At 69.3% G+C, this 21,832-nt stretch carries 20 protein-coding genes; 8 read left to right on the top strand and 12 right to left on the bottom strand.

Going from position 1 to position 21,832, the window contains the following annotated elements:
• Window positions 1-34: 34 nt before the first annotated feature.
• The 3 genes from J2126_RS12205 to ftsE form a co-directional block, all read right to left on the bottom strand.
• Window positions 35-679 carry a YdcF family protein gene (locus J2126_RS12205; protein WP_209487261.1) on the bottom strand — a complete coding sequence of 215 codons (645 nt, stop codon included), beginning with the start codon at window positions 677-679 and terminating at the stop codon, window positions 35-37.
• Between the two features lie 208 nt (window positions 680-887).
• Window positions 888-1,868, bottom strand: a complete 981-nt coding sequence (locus tag J2126_RS12200; RefSeq protein WP_209487259.1) for a cell division protein FtsX — start codon at window positions 1,866-1,868, stop codon at window positions 888-890.
• Complete coding sequence (gene ftsE / locus J2126_RS12195; RefSeq protein WP_024276652.1) at window positions 1,855-2,514, bottom strand: cell division ATP-binding protein FtsE; 660 nt, start codon at window positions 2,512-2,514, stop codon at window positions 1,855-1,857. Before ftsE ends, J2126_RS12200 begins: the two co-directional genes overlap by 14 nt.
• A gap of 201 nt (window positions 2,515-2,715) precedes the next feature.
• Between ftsE and hpt the strand changes: the two genes are divergently transcribed.
• The gene (gene hpt, locus J2126_RS12190; RefSeq protein ID WP_209487257.1) at window positions 2,716-3,252 is read left to right on the top strand and encodes a hypoxanthine phosphoribosyltransferase; all 537 of its coding nucleotides are present in this window, start codon (window positions 2,716-2,718) and stop codon (window positions 3,250-3,252) included.
• Between the two features lie 33 nt (window positions 3,253-3,285).
• Here the strand turns inward: hpt and J2126_RS12185 are convergent, their stop codons facing one another.
• The 5 genes from J2126_RS12185 to J2126_RS12165 are packed head-to-tail and all read right to left on the bottom strand — an operon-like array spanning window position 3,286 to window position 7,891.
• Window positions 3,286-3,927 (bottom strand): hypothetical protein, encoded by a 642-nt coding sequence (locus J2126_RS12185; protein WP_348634294.1) that lies wholly within the window; start codon window positions 3,925-3,927, stop codon window positions 3,286-3,288.
• Complete coding sequence (locus J2126_RS12180; protein ID WP_209487255.1) at window positions 3,924-4,790, bottom strand: ABC transporter permease; 867 nt, start codon at window positions 4,788-4,790, stop codon at window positions 3,924-3,926. Before J2126_RS12180 ends, J2126_RS12185 begins: the two co-directional genes overlap by 4 nt.
• Window positions 4,787-5,590, bottom strand: coding sequence for an ABC transporter ATP-binding protein (locus J2126_RS12175; RefSeq protein WP_209487247.1), 804 nt, complete (start codon window positions 5,588-5,590; stop codon window positions 4,787-4,789). The genes J2126_RS12180 and J2126_RS12175 overlap by 4 nt, the downstream gene beginning before the upstream one ends.
• Window positions 5,587-6,573 carry a YVTN family beta-propeller repeat protein gene (locus tag J2126_RS12170; protein WP_209487245.1) on the bottom strand — a complete coding sequence of 329 codons (987 nt, stop codon included), beginning with the start codon at window positions 6,571-6,573 and terminating at the stop codon, window positions 5,587-5,589. The genes J2126_RS12175 and J2126_RS12170 overlap by 4 nt, the downstream gene beginning before the upstream one ends.
• A 49-nt stretch (window positions 6,574-6,622) precedes the next feature.
• Window positions 6,623-7,891: an ABC transporter substrate-binding protein gene (locus J2126_RS12165; protein ID WP_245327296.1), complete on the bottom strand. Its 1,269-nt coding sequence runs from the start codon at window positions 7,889-7,891 to the stop codon at window positions 6,623-6,625.
• 232 nt (window positions 7,892-8,123) lie between these two features.
• On the opposite strand from J2126_RS12165, the gene J2126_RS12160 reads away from it, so the two are divergent.
• From J2126_RS12160 to J2126_RS12150, 3 genes are read left to right on the top strand one after another with little or no spacing between them, the layout of a single operon-like run.
• Window positions 8,124-8,615, top strand: a complete 492-nt coding sequence (locus tag J2126_RS12160; protein WP_209487243.1) for a DUF3280 domain-containing protein — start codon at window positions 8,124-8,126, stop codon at window positions 8,613-8,615.
• A gap of 52 nt (window positions 8,616-8,667) precedes the next feature.
• Window positions 8,668-9,204, top strand: a complete 537-nt coding sequence (locus J2126_RS12155) for an SRPBCC family protein (RefSeq protein ID WP_209487242.1) — start codon at window positions 8,668-8,670, stop codon at window positions 9,202-9,204.
• Complete coding sequence (locus J2126_RS12150; protein ID WP_209487240.1) at window positions 9,204-10,184, top strand: YncE family protein; 981 nt, start codon at window positions 9,204-9,206, stop codon at window positions 10,182-10,184. The genes J2126_RS12155 and J2126_RS12150 overlap by 1 nt, the downstream gene beginning before the upstream one ends.
• A gap of 161 nt (window positions 10,185-10,345) precedes the next feature.
• Here J2126_RS12150 and fae read toward each other — a convergent pair whose 3' ends face one another.
• Window positions 10,346-10,852 (bottom strand): formaldehyde-activating enzyme, encoded by a 507-nt coding sequence (gene fae / locus J2126_RS12145; protein ID WP_209487238.1) that lies wholly within the window; start codon window positions 10,850-10,852, stop codon window positions 10,346-10,348.
• A gap of 535 nt (window positions 10,853-11,387) precedes the next feature.
• Between fae and J2126_RS12140 the strand changes: the two genes are divergently transcribed.
• Window positions 11,388-11,594, top strand: coding sequence for a hypothetical protein (locus J2126_RS12140; RefSeq protein WP_209487236.1), 207 nt, complete (start codon window positions 11,388-11,390; stop codon window positions 11,592-11,594).
• Window positions 11,595-11,738: 144 nt separating this feature from the next.
• Window positions 11,739-12,650 (top strand): zinc metalloprotease HtpX, encoded by a 912-nt coding sequence (gene htpX, locus J2126_RS12135; RefSeq protein ID WP_209487234.1) that lies wholly within the window; start codon window positions 11,739-11,741, stop codon window positions 12,648-12,650.
• A gap of 23 nt (window positions 12,651-12,673) precedes the next feature.
• Here the strand turns inward: htpX and J2126_RS12130 are convergent, their stop codons facing one another.
• Both J2126_RS12130 and rsmB read right to left on the bottom strand, forming a co-directional pair.
• The gene (locus J2126_RS12130) at window positions 12,674-14,512 is read right to left on the bottom strand and encodes a heparinase II/III family protein (protein WP_209487233.1); all 1,839 of its coding nucleotides are present in this window, start codon (window positions 14,510-14,512) and stop codon (window positions 12,674-12,676) included.
• Window positions 14,513-14,565: 53 nt separating this feature from the next.
• Window positions 14,566-15,924, bottom strand: a complete 1,359-nt coding sequence (gene rsmB, locus J2126_RS12125; protein ID WP_209487225.1) for a 16S rRNA (cytosine(967)-C(5))-methyltransferase RsmB — start codon at window positions 15,922-15,924, stop codon at window positions 14,566-14,568.
• A gap of 242 nt (window positions 15,925-16,166) precedes the next feature.
• Between rsmB and J2126_RS12120 the strand changes: the two genes are divergently transcribed.
• Together J2126_RS12120 and J2126_RS12115 are read left to right on the top strand one after the other, a co-directional pair.
• Window positions 16,167-17,462, top strand: a complete 1,296-nt coding sequence (locus J2126_RS12120) for an adenylosuccinate synthase (RefSeq protein WP_209487223.1) — start codon at window positions 16,167-16,169, stop codon at window positions 17,460-17,462.
• 38 nt (window positions 17,463-17,500) lie between these two features.
• A complete protein-coding gene (locus J2126_RS12115) occupies window positions 17,501-18,868 on the top strand; it encodes a hypothetical protein (RefSeq protein WP_209487221.1) in 1,368 nt (455 codons plus the stop codon).
• A 34-nt stretch (window positions 18,869-18,902) separates the two neighbouring features.
• On the opposite strand, the gene mutS is transcribed toward J2126_RS12115, so the two are convergent.
• Complete coding sequence (gene mutS, locus J2126_RS12110) at window positions 18,903-21,680, bottom strand: DNA mismatch repair protein MutS (RefSeq protein WP_209487214.1); 2,778 nt, start codon at window positions 21,678-21,680, stop codon at window positions 18,903-18,905.
• Window positions 21,681-21,832 lie beyond the last annotated feature (152 nt).

Genomic DNA, 21,832 nt, shown 5'->3' with positions numbered 1-21,832 from the left:
CCTGCCCCGCGGCCGGGCGGCCGGGAGCGCATGATCAGTGCGGCGCGGAAGACCCGCCGGCCGACGGCGCGGTTTCGGCCTGAGGGCCGGCCACGGCCTTGGCGGGGCGGATCTTCACCGTGGCCATGATGTACTTCAAATACTCCTTCACCAGCAGCTTCAGCGTTCCGGTATCGCTCCACCAGTTCTCCGGCTCCGTGCGGCTGGTGACGACGGGATAGGCCACCAGTTCCACATCGGGAAGGGCGCGCGACAATTCCATCATGGCGCGCGGCATGTGCCAGGAGGAGGTCACCACCACCAGCGACCGGAACCGCCGTTCGCGGGTCCATTCGGCCGCCTCCAAGGCATTGCCCCGCGTGTTCAGCGCCTTGTGGCCGAGATCGATGCAGCAATCCATCAGCCGCTCGCCATCGGGCAGGGCGCGGCGCATCTCCTCCGATGAGATGGACTTGTTGACGCCGGTGATGAGCAGGCGCTGACCCAGCCCCTCGTTCAAAAGGGAGACGGCATCGACGATGCGCGAGGGGCCGCCGGTGAGCACGACGATGGCATCGGCCGGCTTGACCCCCGCAGGCTCGTGCCCCGCGATCTGGGTGGTGAAGGCGATGAAGCCGATGCCGCCGACGACTGCCCCGAGCCCGCCCAGCGCCAGCATGCCAATAAAGAGCCGGCGCATGGGGCCGCGGCGCGGCACCGGGGTGCCGGTCGCGCCTTTGCTGGCTCCGCTTCTGGCAGCGCCGGTATCGGATTGCCCGGGACCGATCCGCGCCTGCGTCCTGCGCTCGGTGCTCGACATGGTCATGCAGCCGAGGATGGCGCCGGAATGCGGCAGAGGCGAGGTGACGCACCCCCGGCCACCGCCACATCGATCGCCGCACGGCCGATCATGTGATCGTCCTCAACGTGCGGTAAACGGTGACGCGCGAGGTGAGCGCCGTCGCCAGCGCCACGATCGCCACCGACACGGCGATGCCGAAGAATCCCAGATAGCCCGGATTGAGCCAGCCCAGCACGGTCGGCAGTTCCGGATCGCCACCAAGGCCGAGGCGCGGGAGCGCGGCCAGCGCCCCGAACACTGCCGCCGCCGAAAGGCCTCCGATGAGCCCGCCTTCCGCACCGATCTTCAGAAAGTGGCGCTGGAACTGCGCGGCAATGAAACCGTCGCGCGCGCCGACGAAATGCAGCACCTCCACCACCGAACGGTTGGTGGCCACCGCCGCGCGGGTGGCGAAGACGACCGAAAGAACGGTCGCGAGCCCCACCAGCACGAGAAGCACCACCGCCACCAGCATCACCCCGTCCGTGACCGCCACGAGCCGGCGCGACCAGCCGCGGTGATCGTCGAGCGTGGCGGTGGGGATGCGGTCGGTCAGCGTGCGCTTGAGCCGGGCGAGATCGGGCGGGCTCGCGCCATCGAGGCGCACCACCATCACCCGCGGCACCGGCAGGTCGCCGAGGTCGAGACCGGAGCCGAGCCACGGCTCCAGCAGCCGGGAGGTCTCCTCCGGGGTGAGGATGTGCACGTCGGCGATGCCCGGGGTCTTGCGGGCGATGTCGGCGGCGGCCTGCACCTGGGCGTCGGTCGCCTGCTTCTCGCCGGCCCGGATCTGGATGGTGACTTCCTGCGTCACGTCGGAGCGCCACTGGCTGGCAGTCGCCCGCACCGCCACCGCCGTGCCGATGGTGAGGCCGGCAAGGAAGGTCATGATGGCCACCACCGCCACCAGCGCCCGCCCGGCGATGGTCGAGGACGGCACGATGGAGGCCAGCGCCCGTGCCTTGGCACGCGGCGCCTCGCCCCCCTCGGCCGGCGGCTTCTTGGGCTGCGGGTTCTGCGGCTGGGCGCCGGCGTCAGTCGTAGACATAGAGGCGGCCGTCGGCGATCACGAGGCGGCGGGCGTCGTACTGGTCCATGAGCGCGATGTCATGGGTCGCCAGAAGCACCGACGTGCCGGACTTGTTGAGTTCGATGAACAGGCGGAGCAGGCGGCGCGCGAGGGTGGGGTCCACATTGCCGGTGGGCTCGTCCGCGAGCAGGAATTCCGGCCGCCCGATGAGGGCGCGGGCGATGGCGGCGCGCTGCTTCTCGCCGCCCGAGAGCACAGGCGGCAGAACGTGCATCCGGTCGCCGAGGCCGACCCAGCTCAGAAGCTCCGTCACCTCGCCGCGATAGCTCGCCTCCTCCTTGCCGAGCACCCGCAGCGGCAGCGAGACGTTCTCGTAGGTGGTGAGGTGGTCGAGCAGGCGGAAATCCTGGAAGACGATGCCGATGCGCCGGCGCAGCACCGCCACCTCGTCGGGATCGAGCGACGACACATCCCGCCCGAACAGGGTGATGAGCCCGCGCGTCGGCTTCAGCTGGAGGAACAGGAGGCGCATGAGCGTCGTCTTGCCGGCTCCCGACGGGCCGGTCAGGAACTGGAACGAATTGGGCTCGATGCCGAAGGACACATCCTTCAGCACTTCCGGACCCATGCCGTACCTGAGGCCGACGTTCTCGAACCGGACCACGCCCCAACCCTTCACCCGAATCGCGCCGTGGCGCCCCGCCACACCATAAACGAAGCGGCAGGCGTCGCCACGGGGGCGCGGCACGGGCGCCCCGCGCGGACGGAAGGGCTGTCCCGCATTGCGCGCGCCGGGCACGGGGGCTATCTCGGGAGGGCGCCCGCGGCCGCGACGGCCATGTTCGCGCTCTGGCGAAGAGGGATCATGAACCTGCCGAACGTCAGCGTCCTTTATGACGAGAACCGCATCGCCGCGCGCAACCATGCGCTGGCGGTTGAGATCGCCGCGTTTGCGCCGGAGCGGCTGCTCGCGGTGGCGGTCCTGAAAGGCTCCTTCATCTTCGCCGCCGACCTGCTGCGCGCCATGCACACGTCCGGCCTCGCGCCGGAGGTGGAGTTCATGCACCTCTCGTCCTATCGCGAGGCGACCATCTCCTCCGGCCAGGTGGAGATCCTGAAGGACGTGGAGAGCGACGTGCGCGACCGCGACGTGCTGCTCATCGACGACATTCTGGAATCCGGCCGCACCCTCGCCTTCGCCAAGGACCTGCTCATGGCGCGGGGTGCCCGGCGGGTGCTGGTGTGCGTGCTTCTGGAGAAGCCGGGCAAAAGGGCGGTGCAGATCGAGGCCGATTTCGTCGGCTTCACCTGCCCGGACCTGTTCGTGGTGGGCTACGGCATGGATGTCGCCCACGCCTTCCGGCAACTGCCCTTCATCGGGCATGTGGAGGGGCTGGAGTAGCCGGCGCGCCGTCGCGCCCGCCGCGCTTACCTCTCAGCCCTTCACCTTCAGCCGCGCCTGGATCTGCTGGCCGATGTCGAAGGCCCGCTGCTCCAGCAGGACGGGCGTTTCGCAGACATAGGTGAGCGACTTGGCGCGCTCGTCGAAGATGCGGGTGTCCCAGTGGAGCTGCTCGTCGAGCTTGCGGCTCTCGGGTGTCTCCGGCGCGGTGATGGAGCTGCGCACCTTGCTCAGCTCGTCCGCCTCGTCGCGGATGCGGTCAGCGAGACGCTGCTGCCCGCGCGCATAGCGCTCGATGCCGTGCATGAGCTTGCCGCGCTGGTCGTTGATGATCTCGTAGACCCCCGCCATCACCCGGAGCAGCCCCTTGTCGGCCTCGGCGCCGGCCTCCTTCACGAAGCCGTCCAGCAAAGGCGCGAACTCCTTGGCCGGCGTGCGGCGGGAGGAGAGCTTGACCGCGAGGGCGGCGGCGTCCTGATCGTCCGTCCATTTGCCGGCGGAGGCGGGATCCGGCCCGTTCCACACCTGCGCGAGGTCGATCTCCGGCGTCTTGCGCTGCGGGCAGGGCCAGTCGGGGTCGGCCTTCGGCTGGGCGGCGAGCGGCGCGGCGCAGAACAAGGCCACGGTCGAAAAAAGCAGAGCCGTGGCCGATGCGGCGGCAAGCGAACGGATCACGCGGCTTCTCCTTTTGGTCCGCCCCGCCGCCCCATGATGCCGCGGCCCGGATCGTAGGCGACGACGGCGAGGGCGAAGAAGACGATGGTGGTGCCGGCGACGACCGCGAAGGCCTGCGGCTCGAACACGCCGTAGAGCGCGTTGCGCACCAGCTCCACGGCATGGGTGAAGGGGTTGATGAGGCAGACGATGTAGAGCGTCTCGCTGGCATCGCGGATGCGCCACAGCGGGTAGAGCGCGGACGAGGCGAAGAACATCGGGAAGATCACGAAGTTCATCACGCTCGCGAAGTTTTCCAGCTGCCGGATCAGCGAGGAGATGACGAGGCCGATGGATCCCAGCATCAGCCCGGTGAGGATGAAGGCGGGCAGCGCGGTGAGATAGCCCATGGGCGGGATGTCCACCTCCCACAGCCGGGCGATGGCGAGGAAGACATAGACCTGCGCCAGCGACACGCTGACCCCGGCCACCAGCTTGCAAAGCAGGAGATACCAGCGCGGGAACGGGCTCGTCAGCAGCACCCGCATGGAGCCCACCTCCCGGTCGTAGACCATGGAGAGGGACGACTGCATGCCGTTGAAGAGCTGGATCATCACCGCGAGGCCGGGCGTCACATAGACCTCGTAGAGCACGTAGGTCTCGTAGGGCGGGATGATCGAGACGCCGAGCGTCGAGCGGAAGCCGGCGGCGAAGATGAAGAGCCACACCAGCGGCCGCACCAGCGCCGAGAGGAAGCGCTCCTTCTGCTGCACGAAGCGCGTCAGCTCGCGGCCGACGATGCCGGTGAGGCACACGATATAGCCGGCCGGGCCAAGGTGGCGGCCCGGCGCGGCGGGTCTTTTTCCGACGCTGGCCTCGCTCATGCCGCGTCCTCCGCCCGTGCCGCCGTCATGGCCCGGAAGGCGGCCTCCAAAGCCGCCGTCGGGCCTTCGGGCGCGCGCGCCTCCGTCGGCCGCAGATGCGCGCCGGTCACCTCGCGCGCGGTGCCGTGGGCGATGATGCGGCCCTTGTCGAGCACATAGATGAGATCGTCGCCCCGCACCTCGTCGAAGATGTGGGTCGCCCACAGCACCGCGAGATGCTCCTCCTCCACCAGCCGCCGCACGATCTCGACGATGGCCGTGCGCGACGGCAGATCGAGCCCCACCGTCGCCTCGTCCAGCAGCAGCAGGCGGGGGCGGTGGATGAGCGCGCGGGCGATCTCCACCCGCCGCGACTGGCCGCCCGAGAGGGTTCGCACCTTGTCGTCGATGCGGTCGGCGAGGCCCACCAGCGCCAGCAGTTCGGCGATGCGGGCCTTCACCTCCCGTCCCGCCATGCCGTGCAGGGCGCCGTGATAGGCAAGGTTCTGCCGCACCGACAGATCGAGGTCGAGGGTGCGGCTCTGGAACACCACGCCCAGCTCCGCCAGTGCGGCGGAGGGCGCGCGGGAAAGGTCATGGCCGAAGATGCGCACCCGGCCCTCGCGCGTCGCATAGAGCCGCGTCGCCAGTGAGAACAGAGTGGTCTTGCCGGCGCCGTTCGGCCCCAGCAGCGCGACGAAGCAGCCGGCTGGAACGGTGAGCGAGACGCCATCCAGCGCGCGGCGGGCGCCGAAGGCGTGGCTCACCGCCTCGATCTCCAGAGCCGCAGCCTGTGCCGCAACCTGCGCGCCATCGTTCATTGCGGCGAGACCACCACGCCCCACGGCGCGCCGCCGACCTTGATGGACTTCAGCACCTTGAGGTCCTGAACGTCGATCACCGAAACGTCGTTGGAATTGCCGTTGGTGGTGAAGAGCAGCTTCTCGTCCGGGGTGAAGGCGAGCTGCCACACGCGCTGCCCGACGAGGAGATATTTCTGCACCTCGAAGGTCTCGGCATTCACCACCGCCACGCGGTTCGCCGGGCCCAGCGCGACGAAGGCGGTCTTGCCGTCCTTGGTCAGGCGCACGCCCACGGGCTGGATCGCCTCCTTGGACACGCCGGGGATCTGGAACGTGACCTTGTGGATGATCTTGCGCGTTTCGGGATCGATCACGGATACCGTGCCGCCGATCTCGGCCGAGACCCACAGGCGCTTGCCATTCTTGGAGAATTCGGCGAAGCGCGGCCGCGCGTCCACCAGTACGTTGGCGATGATCTTGTTGGTTTTGGTGTCGATGAAATGCGCCATGCTGGTGGTTTCGGACGTGGCGACCAGCGTCGCCCCGTCCGGGCTCACGGCCATGCCTTCCGGCTCGGTGCCCACCGGCACCTGCGCCACCACCTTGTTCTGCTCCACATCGAGGACCGTGACCTGGTTGTCGTCCTCATTGGCGATGTAGAGCGGATTGCCCGAGGGATGCAGGGCGAAGAGTTCCGGATCGGGACCGGACTTCAGCTTGCGCGTGACCTTGAGCGTCGCGGGATCGATGGCCAGCACCGCGTGGTCGTCGCTGGCGCACAGGAAGAGCACCTTCCCGTCCGGGCTCATGGTGATGCCGCGCGGCCGGCGGCCGATCTTCACCGTCTGCTTGGCTTCCAGCGTGGTGGAATCGATGACGGTGATGGAATTGCCGCGCTCGTTGGAGACGTAGACCGTATAGGCCGAGGCCACATCCGCCGCCGTCAGCGCGGCGGCGCCGGCGAGAAGGGCAACGAGGCGGCGCGGGACGGTCGGGATCATCGGGCTTCCTCCAGAATTGGCGCGCCTGCCGCGCTTTTGGGCCGGGCTCTCACTTCAGCCGGCATTTGGATTCCCGCTCGTCCACCCCGAGGGTGTCGAGGGGGGTGCGCTGGTGCAGGAAGCCCTCCTCCGGGGCCACCGAGACGATGCCGAGGGGCTGGGCGATGAGGAGCGGCTGGCGCACCTGCTGGTCCCATGGCCGCACGCTCACCGGCACGCCCTTGAAGGCGGCGAGATTGAAGTCAGGCGAGCGCATGAACTTCGCGAGCGCCACCGGGTCCGTGGTCTTGGCGCGGGTCGCGGCCTCGCCCACCATGCGCACGGCGAGCCATGCCTGATAATCGCTCGCCCGCATGGGGCGGTTGGTGGCGCGCAGGAAGCGGTTCTGCAACTGGGCGGAACCCCACGCATCCTGCGCCGGATGCCAGGTGCCGGCAGTGAGGCCCTGCGTACCCGCCACCAGGCGGGGCTCGAAGGTGCGGTAGGGAATGTAATTGCCGAAATCGTTGGCCTCGTCCGCCACGACGAGCACGTCCGCGTCCACGCCCCGGCTGAACACGAGGGCGTCGGAGCGGGTGATGCTGTCGGAGCGGTCGCGGCCGAGGGGACCGAAGGTCCACGGCTTGTCGGCGACGATCTTGAGACCGAACTTCTTCGCCGATTTGCGCAGCGCATCGGCATAGAGCTGGTCGCCGGGGTTCGGCCCGACGATGAGGAACAGCTTGCTCCAGCGCTTCATGGCCAGGAACTGCATCAGCGCGTCCGCCAGCATCGCCCGGCTCGGCGCGACGTGGAAGATGTCGGCCCGGCACTGTTCGGCGCGCAGCGCATCGTCGGTGGCTGCGATGTTGAACAAGGTGACGCCCCTGCCCTTCACCGCGTCGTCCACCTTGAGGAGGTCCGCCGCCGGCAGGTTGACGATGAGAAGCTTGATGCCGCCGTCCGCGAGCTTGCGCGCGGCGGCGCCCGCATCCTCGTCCTCGGCCAGCGTAACCGGCTCCAGCGCATAGCTCTGGCCGGTGAACTGGCCGGTCGTGTTGTTGTCCTTGATGGCCAGCTCCGCGCCCGACACCGCATCGTCTGCCGGCACCGCCAGAAGATCGTAGAGCGGCGGCGGGGGCACCTCGCGGGTGAGAAGGCCGAGCCGCAGCTCCATCGGAGCCGGCGTGGCATCCGGAGGGGGCGCCACGGCCGGCTGCGCCGACACCGGACCGCCCATGCCGAGAGCTCCCGCGCACAGCATCACGGCGCAGGCGGCGGCGAGGAGACGGCGGGACCCACCCGGACGCATCCAGTCGCGGCGCCGGGGAAGGCTCATGGGAAGGCGCATGGGCAATCGGGGCTCAGTCGATCCGAGTCGTCACAAGGGGAAGATGTAGCCATCATCAGCCAAAAACGGCAACCGAATAGACATAAGAAAACAATAAGATGATCTCTCCTTGCCAGCCGCGGGGAGGCTGTGACACCCTTCGACCTACCAAAGGTTCCCGATGATGTCCGGCGCCCGTTTCGTCTTTGTCCTGCTTCTCGCAAGCGCAACATTTTTCGGCGTGACCGGCCGCAGTATTGCTGCGCCTGCTCCCGTTGCGATCTTCGGCTTTGAATTATTTGATGATACGGCGGACCAGCGCGACAGCATCCGCGCCGAACAGGCCGCCCGGCTCAAGCTCATCAATGCCGAGCTGGAGCGCCTCGTCGTGGAAACCGGGCAGCTCACGCCCGTCGATCTCGCGCCCTTCGCCGCGCGCATCGAGGAGGCATCCCCCTTCTTCAAGTGCAATGCCTGCGAGAACGAGATCGCCGCCGCCGCCGGCGCGCGGTTCGAGGTGATGGGCGTGGTGCGCAAGGTGTCCAACCTCATCCTGTCCATCGAGCTGCAGGTGAAGGAGGTGGACCTCAAGGGCGTGGACGGCAGCGCGAAGGCAGTGCGCGTCGGCGTGGTGGACATTCGTGGCAACACGGACGAATCCTGGACCCGCGGCGTGCGCTATCTGGTGAAGAACCGCATCTTCGCCCCCGGCCTGCCGGACCTGTCCCAATGACGCGGCCCCAAGGCCCGACGGAACGACAAGACACTGTTGGAGGAAATTGTTCATGAGGCAGATGATTGCCGCCGCCGCGGCCCTTGCGATGGCGATGGTTCCGCTCGCCGCCGATGCCCACGGCCCCACCCGCAAGAAGATCACCGAGAGCGTCGAGATCAACGCGCCGGCGGACAAGGTGTGGGCCGTCATCGGCAACTTCCAGGACATGAGCTGGCACCCGGCCGTCGAGAAGAACGAGGGCAAGGGCGGCAACGCCGTGGATGCCACGCGCCTGCTCACCCTCAAGGGCGGCGGCACCATCGACGAGGTGCTGGTGAAGTATGAGCCGGAGCAGAAGAGCTACGCCTACCGCATCAACGCAGTGGACGTGAAAGTGCTGCCGGTGACCAACTATTCGTCCACCATCGCCGTCATCCCGGTCGATGCCACCCACACCAAGGTGGAATGGCGCGGCGCCTTCTATCGCGGCTACCCCAATAACGACCCGCCCCCGGAACTGAGCGACGAAGCCGCCATCGCCGCCGTGACCGCCGTCTATCGCGGCGGGCTGGACGCCCTCAAGGCCAAGGTCGAAAAGGGCTCCTGATGGCCTTCAACCGGCGCGCGGCGGCTGCGGCGATCCTCGCCGCGGCGGCCGCGCTGCTCGTCTCGCCCCGGCCTTCGATCGCGGCGGAGGCCTTCATCACCAATCAGCCCGGCAATGAGGTTGCGGTGGTGGCGCTGGATGGTGCCGCCGCCCCGCCCAAACTCGTCGCGCGCATTCCGGTCCCCGGCGAGCCGGCCGGAATCGCCGTGTCGCGGGACGGACGCCGTGCCTTCGTCACCAGCCCCGAGGGCAAGGCCCTTTCGGTGATCGATGCCGCGACCCGCAAGGTCGAGAAGCGCATCCCTGTCGGCGGCGGCCCGCTGGGCGTCGCGGTCGCGCCCTCCGGCAAGCCGGTCTACGTGGCGGACTGGTATGCGGCGCGCCTCGTGGTGGTCGATCCGGACAAGCCTGACGACCTGCGTGTCGCCCGGACCGGCGCCTCTCCCTCCGGCGTGGCGGTAACGCCCGACGGCGCCCTCGTGCTCAGCGCCGACCGCGACGACGATCAGGTCTCCATCATCGATGCCGCGACGCTGGAGCGCGTCGCCGTGGTGAAGGTCGGCACCCGCCCCTTCGGCATCACGCTGTCCGAGGACGGCCGCACGGCCTACACGGCCAATGTGGGCTCGGACGACGTGAGCATCATCGATGTCGCCGCGCGCCGGGTGATCGGCACGGTGAAGGTGGGCAACAGGCCCTATGCGCTGGCGCTGGCCGGCCCCCTCGCCTTCGTCACCAACCAGTATGCGGGAACGGTGAGCGTGTTCGACACCGCGACGCGCGCGCCGCGCGCCACAATCTCCGTGGGCGAATATCCGGAGGGCATCGCCGCCGCGCAGGACGGGCGCGCGGTCTATGTGGTGAACTGGTTCGACAACACCATGAGCGTCATCGACACGCAGACGCTGAAGGTGGTCTCCACCCTCGAAGTGGGCGACGGCCCCCGCGCCTTCGGCCTCTTCCTGCGCCAGTCGCCCTGACGACGGCTTTCACAAGAGCGACCTCAAACGAAAACGACCGGCGGGAGCACCGCCGGTCGTCGCTCTTTTGGCCTCTATCGCAGAAAGATGGCGGCCAACCGCTGGAGCAGACCCTTCGGCATGGGCGGAGGGTCGCCGCTCTGTCCAGGGTGGTTTCCGCTCTAGGCCGCGAAGGGGTGCTTGGCTTCGTTGCGCTTGTCGGTCGCTTCCTGGGCGGTGGGGGTACCGGCCACGGCGCGCGCGATGGAGAGCTTGGTCGCCTCGTAGTTGTACTGCTGGATCTTGGCGTCGTCCGCCGCCTCCCAGTGGATGAACACGCCGACGCAGATGAAGAGGTCGTCGGCTTCCTCGACCGGGATGACGCCTTCCGCCACCGAGTCCTGCACCGCCTTGGCGACGCCGTACTGGGCGGGGCCGAACATCTGGACGGCCTGGCGGGCGTCCTTGATGGTCACCTTGTTGAACATCACGGTGTTGGGCTTGCAGGGCAGGTTCGGCGCGAGCACCGCGAGGAGGGACGTGAAGCCATCCTTGTTGTTCGTCAGGCTGGTGACGAACGCCGTCTCGGCCGCGCTGCCGCGCGGACCGATGATGAGGTCGATGTGGGCCACCTCGTTGCCGTCCCCGACGAGCGCCTCACCAACCAGAACCTTGCTAATCTTAGCCACCTTCTGTCCTCCCTCGTAGATCGACTAGGGATGACCGCCCCCGAAGACATTTCCGGACGGCGGTCCTATGCCGCCTACCCTTGTTGTCAGCGCTCGGCGCGGAAGGCCGAACCGGTTCACCAGATAGCGCGCGGAGCCTAGCCGCGCGGAGGCTCGCCCGCAAGCCGCCGCGATCGCGAATCCATGCCGCGCCGCAGCGTGAAAAATGCGCCGGCAAAGGGCTTGCGGATCGGCCTGTCGGCGGCCCGAGGGACCGGCAAGCGACCTGCCCCAGCGGCCTCAACAGGAGGCCCGGAGGGGAGGGATGTATTGGCATAAGGCGGCGGGAAGTATTGCGGTTGTTCAATACCAATCTTCTCGCCAATGCTTGCCGAACATTCCTGTTGGCACTCTGCTTGCTTCTTATTTTTTGCACAGATGGCCCACGAGAAGGCAGCCTGCCGGGCAGTAGAGCGTCGAAGGCAAGCGAAGGTTTGTCGCAGCGGGACGGAAGCAGGGGGTGGCACGCGCAGCGCCGAACTCGGGAACCCTGGTCATGTTCATTGTTCTTTACGCCTGCCTCATCAGCGCTCCGGCGACGTGCCGGGAAGAGAAGCTGAGCTTCTCCCTGGAAGCGAGCGCGCCCATGACATGCATGATGTCCTCCCAGCAGGCCATTGCGCAGTGGAGCGAGAGTCACCCCCAGTGGCAGATCGGCCGATGGAAGTGCGTGGCCGCCGACCGCCTCATGCGGGACATCTGACCCACACGGCAGCCCTCCGACACGCAGCCCACGACACGACGGCCCCGGATGACGCAACGGCATATCGGCCCTTGAACGGGGCGAGGTGGCTTCCCATCCTCTAGATCAAGGTCCGCGTCCTGTGCGCGGCACCGGGAGGGATGGATGAATCACCTGAAGACGGCGATCCTGCTCGCAGGCATGACCGCCCTGTTCATGGCCGTCGGCTTCGCAATAGGCGGGCGCGGCGGCATGATGATCGCGTTCGTCGTGGCGGCAGGCATGAACCTGTTCAGCTACTGGAACGCCGACAAGATGGTCCTGCGCATGTACGGCGCGCGGGAGGTGGATGAGCGCACCGCGCCCGAGTTCGTCGGCATGGTGCGCGAGCTGGCGCAGCGGGCGGACCTGCCCATGCCGCGGGTGTTCATCATGGACAACCCCCAGCCCAATGCCTTCGCCACCGGCCGCAATCCGCAGAACGCTGCGGTCGCCGCCACCACCGGCCTGCTGGAAACGCTGACCCCCGAAGAGGTGGCGGGCGTGATGGCGCATGAACTGGCGCACATCAAGCATTACGACACCCTCACCATGACCATCACGGCAACCATTGCCGGCGCCATCTCCATGCTCGCGAACTTCGGCCTGCTGTTCGGCGGCGGAAACCGGGAGAACAACAACCCGTTCGGCTTCATCGGCACAATCCTGATGGTCATCCTGGCCCCGATGGCCGCCATGCTGGTGCAGATGGCCATCTCCCGCTCCCGCGAATACGAGGCCGACCGGGGCGGTGCGGAGATACTGGGGCGGCCTATGGCCCTCGCCTCGGCCCTGGCCAAGATCTCCGGAGCGAGCCATCAGGTGCCGAACTATGAGGCAGAAGCGAACCCCGCAACTGCCCACATGTTCATCATCAACCCGCTGTCCGGGGCGCGGATGGACAATCTCTTCTCCACGCATCCGGCAGTGGAGAACCGCATCGCCGCTTTGCGCGACCTGTCGCAGCGGATGGGCGGCGGCGGCTTCACAGCGCCCCGTTCGGCCCCGGCGCAGCCGCGTCGGGGACCGTGGGGCTAAGCTGAAGGCGCGCGTCCGGAGCGTCAGCCCCGGCCCGGCCGTGCGGAAGGCACGCTCTGGGCTTCCCGGGTGCGCACGAAGGTCCAGATGACGCGCGGCGTGCGCGCTACCTCTCCGGTGAGCACGAGCTGGGATGTGCGACGCGGCCCGCCGCTGGCGGCGAGGTCCACGCTTTCCTCCACCACGAGGGGCAGATGCGGCGCGGCAAAGGCCCAGGCCTCGCCGTTGGGCAGGCTGAGCAAGGCGGTATGGGGATCGTCCAGCCGCTCCACGGTCACGGACGGGTGCAAATGGAATCGGATGGCGAAGGTCTCCGCCGGCAGCGCGCCGCCCTCCTCTACCGGCTTGAAGATGTCCTCGCCGTCGAGCCGGTTGCCCTCCAGCGCCAGCCGCCATGAGCGCTGGTGCAGAAGGTTGAAGGCCTCGGCATAGCCGTCATGGCTGGCGCGCAGCAAAAGCGCGTTGTTCCGCGTGCCGCGCTGCACCTCCACATGCTTCGGGCCGGCCACGATGGGCGCGCCGAAGATGCGCGTCATGGAGCCGCCCTGCAGGAAGCGGCAGGACGACGTGTCGGCGATCACCGCGGTGGAATGCGCCGCGGTGGAGCGCGCCACCTGCCGCCACATCTCCCGATGCACCTCCGGCACGCCGCAATTGATGACGATGCGCTGGCGGGCTGAGGAGAATTCGAAGGCGAGGCAGCTCGCGTGCGCCTCCCAGCTCGCCACGGCGGGCGGCGGCGGGCCGGTGTCGGCGATCAGCATCAGCGAGCGGGCATCGAGCCGCTGGTAGCCGGAATAGGGCGCGTTCGCCACCGGCGCACCGCGCGCGTCGTCGAAGGCGAGGATGGTGGCGAGCTGGTCCGCCGCCGTGTGGCCCATGCCGTGGAAATGCGCGAAGGCGCCGTCGCCATGCCGGAAGAAGCGCAGCATGGGCATCATGCGGTCCACCGCATTCATCAGCGCGGCCGGAGCCTGCTGGTTGCGGGCGGTGAAGGCCTGGCGCAATGGGAGAAGATCCAGCAGCAGCTCGATGAGCATGCCGGGATTGCGGGTAAGCGGCCCGCCATCGGGCAGGATCTGCCGGTCCAGCTCCTCGCCGAGGCGCTTCTGCGCCGCCTTGAGGAGGCGCGGCTGGTCGGACATGCACAGCCCGGCGAACACCAGCGCGACGATGGAGATGAGGCGGGGATAGCCGTCCGGCGCATCGCTGGCCATCCGGCGCAGCTGGCGCACCTGCTTGGCCAGCGAGCGCATGAAGCGGCGGTAGAAATCGTGGTCGGCGTCCTGCAGCAGGAAGGTCGCCTGGGTGAGCCAGGAGATGATGCGCCGCGCCGCCACGTCCGGACGCGCCGCCACCGCCTTGGCCTTGCCGGGATCGCGGATGAAGTCACCGACAAGGGCGCGGGCATTTGCCCGGGCGATGGTGGTGTTGGCGGCTTTCAGGTGCCGCAGCCACCCGAACCCGTGCAGCGCTTCGGCCCATTCCACCGAGGGCGGCACCAGCTCGAACGCGGTGCGGCCATCCAGCGCCATCACCTTGCCGGCGAAAGCGAAGCGGCCGGAATAGATCTCGCTGGCGACGGTGGCGTCGCCGGTCCTCAGGTCCTGCGGGGCGATCAGGAGGCGTTCGGGCACCGGCACCGGCACGTAGCCGAGCGGCACCGCGCGGCCGCCGATGCGCGCGAGCACCGTCTGCGACCACAGCTCCACCAGGAGGGTCGCCAGTTGGGTGCGCTCTTTAAGCCCGCCTCGGCTCACGGCGCCTCCCGTCGGCGGCGCAGGGCTCTTCCCGGCCAGCGTGCCGAACAGATTTCTGGCCACGGCCTGAAGGGGGCCCGCCGATCCATTCCAGATACCCATGCGCCTGTCTTCACCAGCCTCGTGACCTAGAGGGCGGCTGACGGCGCCTCAGGTCATCCCTTGCGCCGCAGACGGGCGGCAAAGAAGCCGTCGAGACCCGACCGCTCCGCCTCCCCCCGCATCCACTGACTTGGAAGAGTGCGCACATCCCCTTGAGGAGTTATGAACAAATCGAGGCCATCCACCTCTTCGGCGCCAAGCGGTGCCCGCTCGACGTCGCTGCGGGCGGCCAGGAGGCGTTCGACCTGCGCCTCGCCCTCCTCCGGCTCCAGCGAGCAGGTGGAATAGACGACGAGGCCGCCGGGCTTCACGAGGTCGATGGCGTGGTCGAGCAGCCGCGCCTGCAGGGTGGCGAGGGTTGGGATATCGGCCGGGCGCTTGGACACCGCGATGTCCGGATGCCGGCGCAGGGTGCCGGTGGCCGAGCAGGGTGCATCGAGCAGCACCGCATCGAACGGCCCTCCGGCGAAGGTCGCGGCATCGCCCTCCACCACGGTCGCGGAGAGGCCGAGCCGCGCCAGATTGTCCCTGAGCCGGGTGAGGCGCGCGCCGGAGCGGTCCACCGCCGTCACCTCAGCGCCCGCGGCGACGAGCTGCGCCGTCTTGCCGCCAGGGGCGGCGCACAGGTCCGCCACCTTCAGCCCCTGGACTTTGCCGAGGAGCCGGGCGGGGAGCGCGGCGGCGGCATCCTGCACCCACCACGCGCCTTCCGCGAATCCGGGAAGCGCGCGCACCGGTCCGGCCTGGAGAATGCGCACCGTGCCGGTGGGCAGCACCTCGCCGGAGAGCTTCTGCGCCCAGTCGGCCGGATCGGCCTTCACGGTGATGTCGAGGGGCGGCTCCACCCGATGCATGGCGGCCATGTCGCGCGCGGTCTCGGCCCCATAGGCCTTGATCCAGCGTTGGCGCAGCCAGTCGGGCGTGTCGGCGAAATCGGGATCCACCCCGGCCATCAACGCCTCGCCCTCCCGCGCCACACGGCGCAGCACGGCGTTGACGAGGCCGGCGAAGCCCACGGTGGAGCGATCGGCGCGGGCAAGGTCCACGCTGAGGCCGACCGCCGCATGGCTCGGCACGTCCATGAACAGGATCTGCGTCGCCCCCGCCAGCAGGATGGATTCCAGCCGCGGCGCCGACTTGGGGAAGCCGCGCTCCATCAGCTTGCCGAGCACCGTGCGCAGCGTGCCGAGGCGCCGCAGGGCAGTGGCGACGATGCGGTAGGCGAGTGCCCGGTCGCGCGGCTCCAGTGCCGGGCCATCCAGCGCCTCTTCGAGCGCGGCGCCCTGCCGCAGCACGGCTTCCAGCGCATCGACGGCGACGACGCGGGCGGACAGGCCGGGGGTGGCGGCAACGGGCTTGGGGCTGCCGCCAGGGCGGCGGGACGGAGCGGGAGCGCTGCGGGGAGTCTTCATCGGGGAAGGTAGAGCACGAACCGGGGCCACCCGCCAACGCTCCAAAGGGTATCCCCGGGGCGGCTTGCCACGATGCCGCCCATTGCTACCGTCTCGCGAACGCGGTCCGCCCCGCAAACCTTGCCTCGCAAGCCCCGATCCCGTAAGACGCTTGCGTAACGCCCCGGACTTGAGCCGGGGCTTTCCTTTGTGCGCGCGGGCGTGGTCCGAACCGCCGGCGCCGGGTTAGGAGGCACCACCGCGTGGCCAATGTGGTCGTGGTCGGCTCTCAGTGGGGCGACGAAGGCAAGGGCAAGATCGTCGATTGGCTCTCCGAGCAGGCGGACGTGGTCGTCCGCTTCCAGGGCGGCCACAATGCCGGCCATACGCTGGTCGTCGGCGGCGTCACCTATAAACTGTCCCTGCTGCCGTCCGGCGTTGTGCGTCCGGGCAAGCTGTCGGTCATCGGCAACGGTGTCGTGCTCGACCCGCAGGCGCTGGTGGACGAGCTGGCGCGCCTCGCCGCCCAGGGCGTCGAGATCGGCCCCGACCGGCTGCGCATCGCCGAGACCGTCCCGCTCATCCTGCCGCTGCACCGCGAGCTCGACGCTTTGCGCGAAAGCGCGACCGCCGAGGGCGCGCGCATCGGCACCACCAAGCGCGGCATCGGCCCCGCCTATGAGGACAAGGTCGGCCGCCGCGCCATCCGCCTGGTGGACCTGACCGACCCGGAGAGCCTGCCGGCCAAGGTCGACCGTCTTCTCACCCATCACAACCTCATCCGCCGCGGTCTCGGCATGGAAGAGGTGGACGGCGTCGCGCTGGTCTCCGAGCTGATGGCGCTCGCCCCCAAGGTCCTGCCCTTCATGGACCGGGTGTGGGAACTGCTGGACAAGGCGCGCCGCGACGGGAAGAAGATCCTGTTCGAGGGGGCGCAGGGCGCGCTGCTCGACATCGACCACGGCACCTATCCTTACGTCACCTCGTCCAACACCGTCGCCGGCTCGGCGGCGAGCGGCACCGGCATCGGGCCGGGCGCGCTCGATTATGTTCTGGGCATCACCAAGGCCTACACCACCCGCGTGGGCGAAGGCCCCTTCCCCACCGAGCTGCTCGACGAAGTTGGCAAGACGCTGGGCACCAAGGGCCGCGAGTTCGGCGTCGTCACCGGCCGCGCCCGTCGCTGCGGCTGGTTCGATGCGGTGCTGGTGCGCCAGACGGTGCGCACCTGCGGCATCCACGGCATCGCCTTGACCAAGCTCGACGTGCTCGACGGCTTTAACGAGTTGAAAGTTTGCGTCGGCTACAAGGTTGACGGTAAGGAAATCGACTATCTGCCGGCGGAAAGCGGCGCGCAGGCCCGGGCCGAGCCCATATACGAGACCATGGAAGGCTGGCAGGATTCCACCGCCGGCGCCCGCTCGTGGGCCGACCTGCCGGCCGAGGCGGTGAAATACGTGCGGCGCGTGGAAGAGCTGATCGGTTGTCCGGTGGCGGTGCTGTCGACCAGCCCGGAACGCGACGACACGATCCTTGTTCACAACCCGTTTCAGGCATAATGCCGATCTGACGGCTCAAGGGGAACATCACCGCTCCGATGGCTGACTACTATCCCCTCCTGGTCCGCGCGATCTCCAGCCTGCCCCAGAAGACTGGGGAGAGCCGGCGCGCCGTCTATGATCGTGCCCGCACTGCCTTGATGCGCCAGCTGCGCGGGGTGGACCCGCCGCTGCCCGAAGGCGAGATCACCCGCGAGCGCATGGGCCTCGAGGAGGCAATCCGACGGGTAGAGGCGGAATTCGCCCAGCAGGACAATACGCCCGAGCCCGAAGACGATGACGAGGTGTTCGAGGACGAGGAGGCTGCTCCCCCGCCGCCCCCAGCCCGGTTCGAGCCACCCAAGCCCCCGGCCGCCCCCATCGAGGAGCCCGCGCGCCCGGTTGCCCCATCCGCCGCAGATCCGGACGGCCGCGCACCCGCCGAGCCGCCGGCCCGGCCCGACCGCCGCCTGCCGCCCCGCCAGCGCAGCGAAGACGAGACCGAAGGCGATCGCCGTCCACCGCTCCGCCGCGGCGAGGTCCGCAGCCGCGGCGCCGCCGCCAACGGCGGCCGTCGCGGGAACTCGGAAGGCGGCGCCTCCTGGAAGAAGTTCGTTCTGATTGCGATCCTCGCGCTGGTGGTGCTGGGCGGCATCGCTTTCGCCGTCGTCAATCGCGACCGCTTCTTGGGCGGCAGCGAAGGAGAGCCGCAAGCGGCGGCGCCCGCCGCGTCCAGCACCGCGCCGTCCGATCAGGCGAAGTCCGCCGACCGGATGACCCGGACCTCCAGCGACGCCGCGCGCCGCGCGCCGACCCCGCGCCCCGGCACCGCCTCGGGCAGCGCCCGCGCCGTGCTGATCGAGGAATCCCCCGGCAGCGCCCAGCCGCAGACCTTCGAGGGCACCATCACCTGGCGCACGGAAACCGTGAACGCCGGGCCGGGCCTGCCGCCCGATATCGGCCTGCGCGGCGACCTCACGATTCCCGAGCGCAAGATCGCCATGACCTTCGTGCTCCGGCGCAACACCGACCAGACACTGCCCGCCTCCCACACCATCGAGATCGGCTTCAAGCTGCCGGACGACTTCCCCTTCGGCGGCATCGCCAATGTGGATCAGGTGCGCTCCAAACCGAACCAGCAGTCGCTCGGCACGCCGCTGGCCGGCCTCGCGGTGCGGGTCAACCCGACCCTGTTCCTCGTGGGCCTTTCGGAAAAGGCGGCCGACCGGCAGCGCAACGTCGCCTTGCTTCAGGCTTATCCCTGGCTCGACGTGGTCGTCACCTACACCAACAACAAGAAGGCCGCGCTCGCCTTCGAGAAGGGTGTGGCCGGCGAGCAGGCATTCAACGACGCCTTCTCCGCCTGGGGCGAATTGCTCCAGCGTCCGCAGGCCGCCCCAGGCCAGTCAGACGGCAGCAGCAACTGAGGGTGACGGCAGGCAGGGGTGCGACCCTGCGACCCTAGTGGTCGCGCCGCAGACCCTTCAGCCGATAGAGCGCGTCCAGCGCCTCGCGCGGGCTTAGCGCGTCGGGATCGAGATCATCGAGCGCGCCGAGCACGGCCTCGGCGGCGGGATCGGCCTGCGCCGCTTTTTCGGCCGGCTTCGGGCGCGCCGCGAACAGCGGCAGGTCGTCGATCAGCTTCTGCGCCGGCGAGGCGCGCTCCGCCGCCTCCAGTTCCGCCAGCACCGCCTTGGCCCGCGTGATGACGGCTTCCGGCAGGCCCGCGAGCTTCGCCACCTGGATGCCGTAGGAGCGATCCGCCGCCCCCGGCACCACCTCGTGCAGGAAGATCACGTCGCCGTGCCATTCCGTCACCTTCACGGTGGCGTTGGAGAGGCGACGGCAGCGCTGGGAGAGCGCGGTCAGCTCGTGGAAATGGGTGGCGAACAGCGCCCGGCAGCGGTTCACCTCGTGCAGGTGCTCAAGGCTCGCCCAGGCGATGGACATACCGTCGAAGGTGGCCGTGCCGCGGCCGATCTCGTCGAGAATGACGAGGGAGCGCGGCGTCGCCTGATTGAGGATGGCGGCGGTCTCCACCATCTCCACCATGAAGGTGGAGCGCCCGCGCGCCAGATCGTCCGCCGCGCCGACGCGGGAGAACAGCCGGTCCACCACGCCGATGCGGGCGGAGCGGGCCGGCACGAAGGCCCCGGCCTGCGCCAGCACCGCGATCAGCGCGTTCTGCCTGAGGAAGGTAGATTTACCCGCCATGTTCGGCCCGGTGACGAGGACGATGCGGCCGTCCCTGTCCCCCTCCGGCGGGGAGAGGTCGCAATCGTTGGGCACGAAGGGGCCGCCATCCTTGGCCAACGCCTGCTCCACCACCGGGTGGCGTCCGCCGACGATGGCGAAGGCGACGCCCTCCTCCATCTGCGGGCGCACGTGGGCCTCGGTGGCCGCGAGTTCCGCAAGGCCCGAGGCCACATCCAGTTCGGCCAGCGCATTGGCGGCGGCACGGATGGCCTCCGTCTCGGCCACCACGGCGGCGGACAGGCGCTCGAAGATGGCCTGCTCTAGCGCCAGCGCCCGTTCCCCGGCGCTGGAGATGCGGCTTTCCAGATCGCCCAGCTCCACGGACGAGAAGCGCATGGCCCCCGCCATGGTCTGGCGATGGACGAAGACACCATCGTGCGGCGGCTCGCGCAGGCGGTCCGCATTCTGCTGGGATACCTCGACATAATAGCCAAGCACCGCATTGTGCCGGATCTTGAGGGCGCGGACGCCCGTCTCCTCCACATAGCGGCGCTCCAGCGCGGCCACGACGCGGCGGCTCTCGTCCCGCAGGGCGCGGGTGGCGTCGAGCTCGCCGTCGCAGCCCTCACGCACGAAGCCGCCGTCGCGGCGGTGGACGGGCAGGTTGTCCGCCAAGGCCGAAGCGAGGTCCAGCGCCACCGCATGGGGCGCATGGGAGAGGGCGCGGGCAGCGCGGGCAAGATCGTCCGGCGCATCGGCACCGATGAGGCGGGCGATGGAGAGCGCGCCGTCGAGGCCGTCGCGCACCGCCGCGAGATCGCGCGGGCCACCACGCTGCAAGGCAAGGCGGGTGACGGCGCGGGCCATGTCCGGGGCGCGGGCGAGCGCCTCCCGAAGCGCGCGGCGCAAGGTGCCGTCCTCGCACAGATGCCCTACTCCGTCGTGCCGGGCGCGGATGGCGTCGAGGTCGGTCAATGGCTCGGCGATGCGGCGGGCGAGAAGCCGCGCGCCGGCCGCCGTCACCGTGCGGTCCACGGCGGCAAGCAGCGAGCCGCGCCGGTCGCCGGACGTGGTGCGCACCAGTTCCAGATTGGCGCGGGTGCCGGCATCGATGGCCATGATGCCGCCCTCCGCCTCCCGCACCGGGCGGGCGAGGAGGGGCTTGGCGCCGAGTTGGGTACGGTCCACATAGGCGACCACCGCCGCCGCCGCGATCAGCTCCGCGCGGGAGAAGGCGCCGAAGGCGTCGAGCGCCGCCACCCCATAGAAGTCCGCGAGCCTTTTCTCCGCCCCGGCCCCGTCGAAGGACTGGCGGGGCAGCGGCGTCACCGCTGGCAGGTCCCGCAGCATGGCGCGCAGCTCGGCGTCGTCCATGAGCGCGTCGGAGACCAGCAGTTCCGCCGGGTCCACCCGCGCGAGATCGCCCGAAAGCGCGGCGCGCGTTGTCCCCGCAACCCGGAAGGCACCGGTGGACATGTCGGTGAAGGCGATCGCATAGGCGAAGTCCTCCGCCGCCGAGCCGGCCCGCACCCGCGCCAGCGCGGCCAGCACGTTCTCGCGGCGGGCGTCGAGCAGCGAGTCCTCGGTGATCGTGCCGGGGGTGACGAGGCGGGTGACGTCGCGCCGCACCACCGATTTGCCACCGCGCTTCTTCGCCTCGGCTGGGTCTTCCAGCTGCTCGCACACGGCGACGCGGAAGCCGAGGGCGATGAGCTTGTGCAGATATTCCTCGGCCCGGTCGATGGGCACCCCGCACATGGGGATGTCCTCGCCAAGATGCTTGCCGCGCTTGGTGAGCACGATGCCCAGCGCCTGCGAGGCCTGCTCCGCATCTCCGAAGAACAGCTCGTAGAAATCCCCCATGCGGTAGAACAGCAGGCTGTCCGGGTTCGCCGCCTTGATCTCCATGTACTGCGCCATCATGGGCGTCACGCGCGTCTCGTCCGCCTTCGGGGCCGGAGCCTTGGCGGGCGCGGGGGCCTCGTCCGGGGGCGTCTCGTCGGAGGCGGGCTTTGCAGCGGTCTTGGTGGCGGTCGGGCGCATGGCCGCACGGTATCGGGCGGGGCCGCGCCTGTCAGCGCGCCGGAGCCGCGCATCGACAGGAAATGCGCACGGCCGCACCCCTTCCGGCCGCGCATGCCGCCCGCCGATACCGGCCATGCGCGCACGACGGCCCGCGCGGCTGGTGATGTGCG

It is taken from the genome of Xanthobacter flavus (assembly GCF_017875275.1).
GTDB lineage: Bacteria > Pseudomonadota > Alphaproteobacteria > Rhizobiales > Xanthobacteraceae > Xanthobacter > Xanthobacter flavus_A.
Note: the sequence above shows the minus strand (reverse complement) of the source record. Positions and strands in the feature narration are given on the sequence as shown.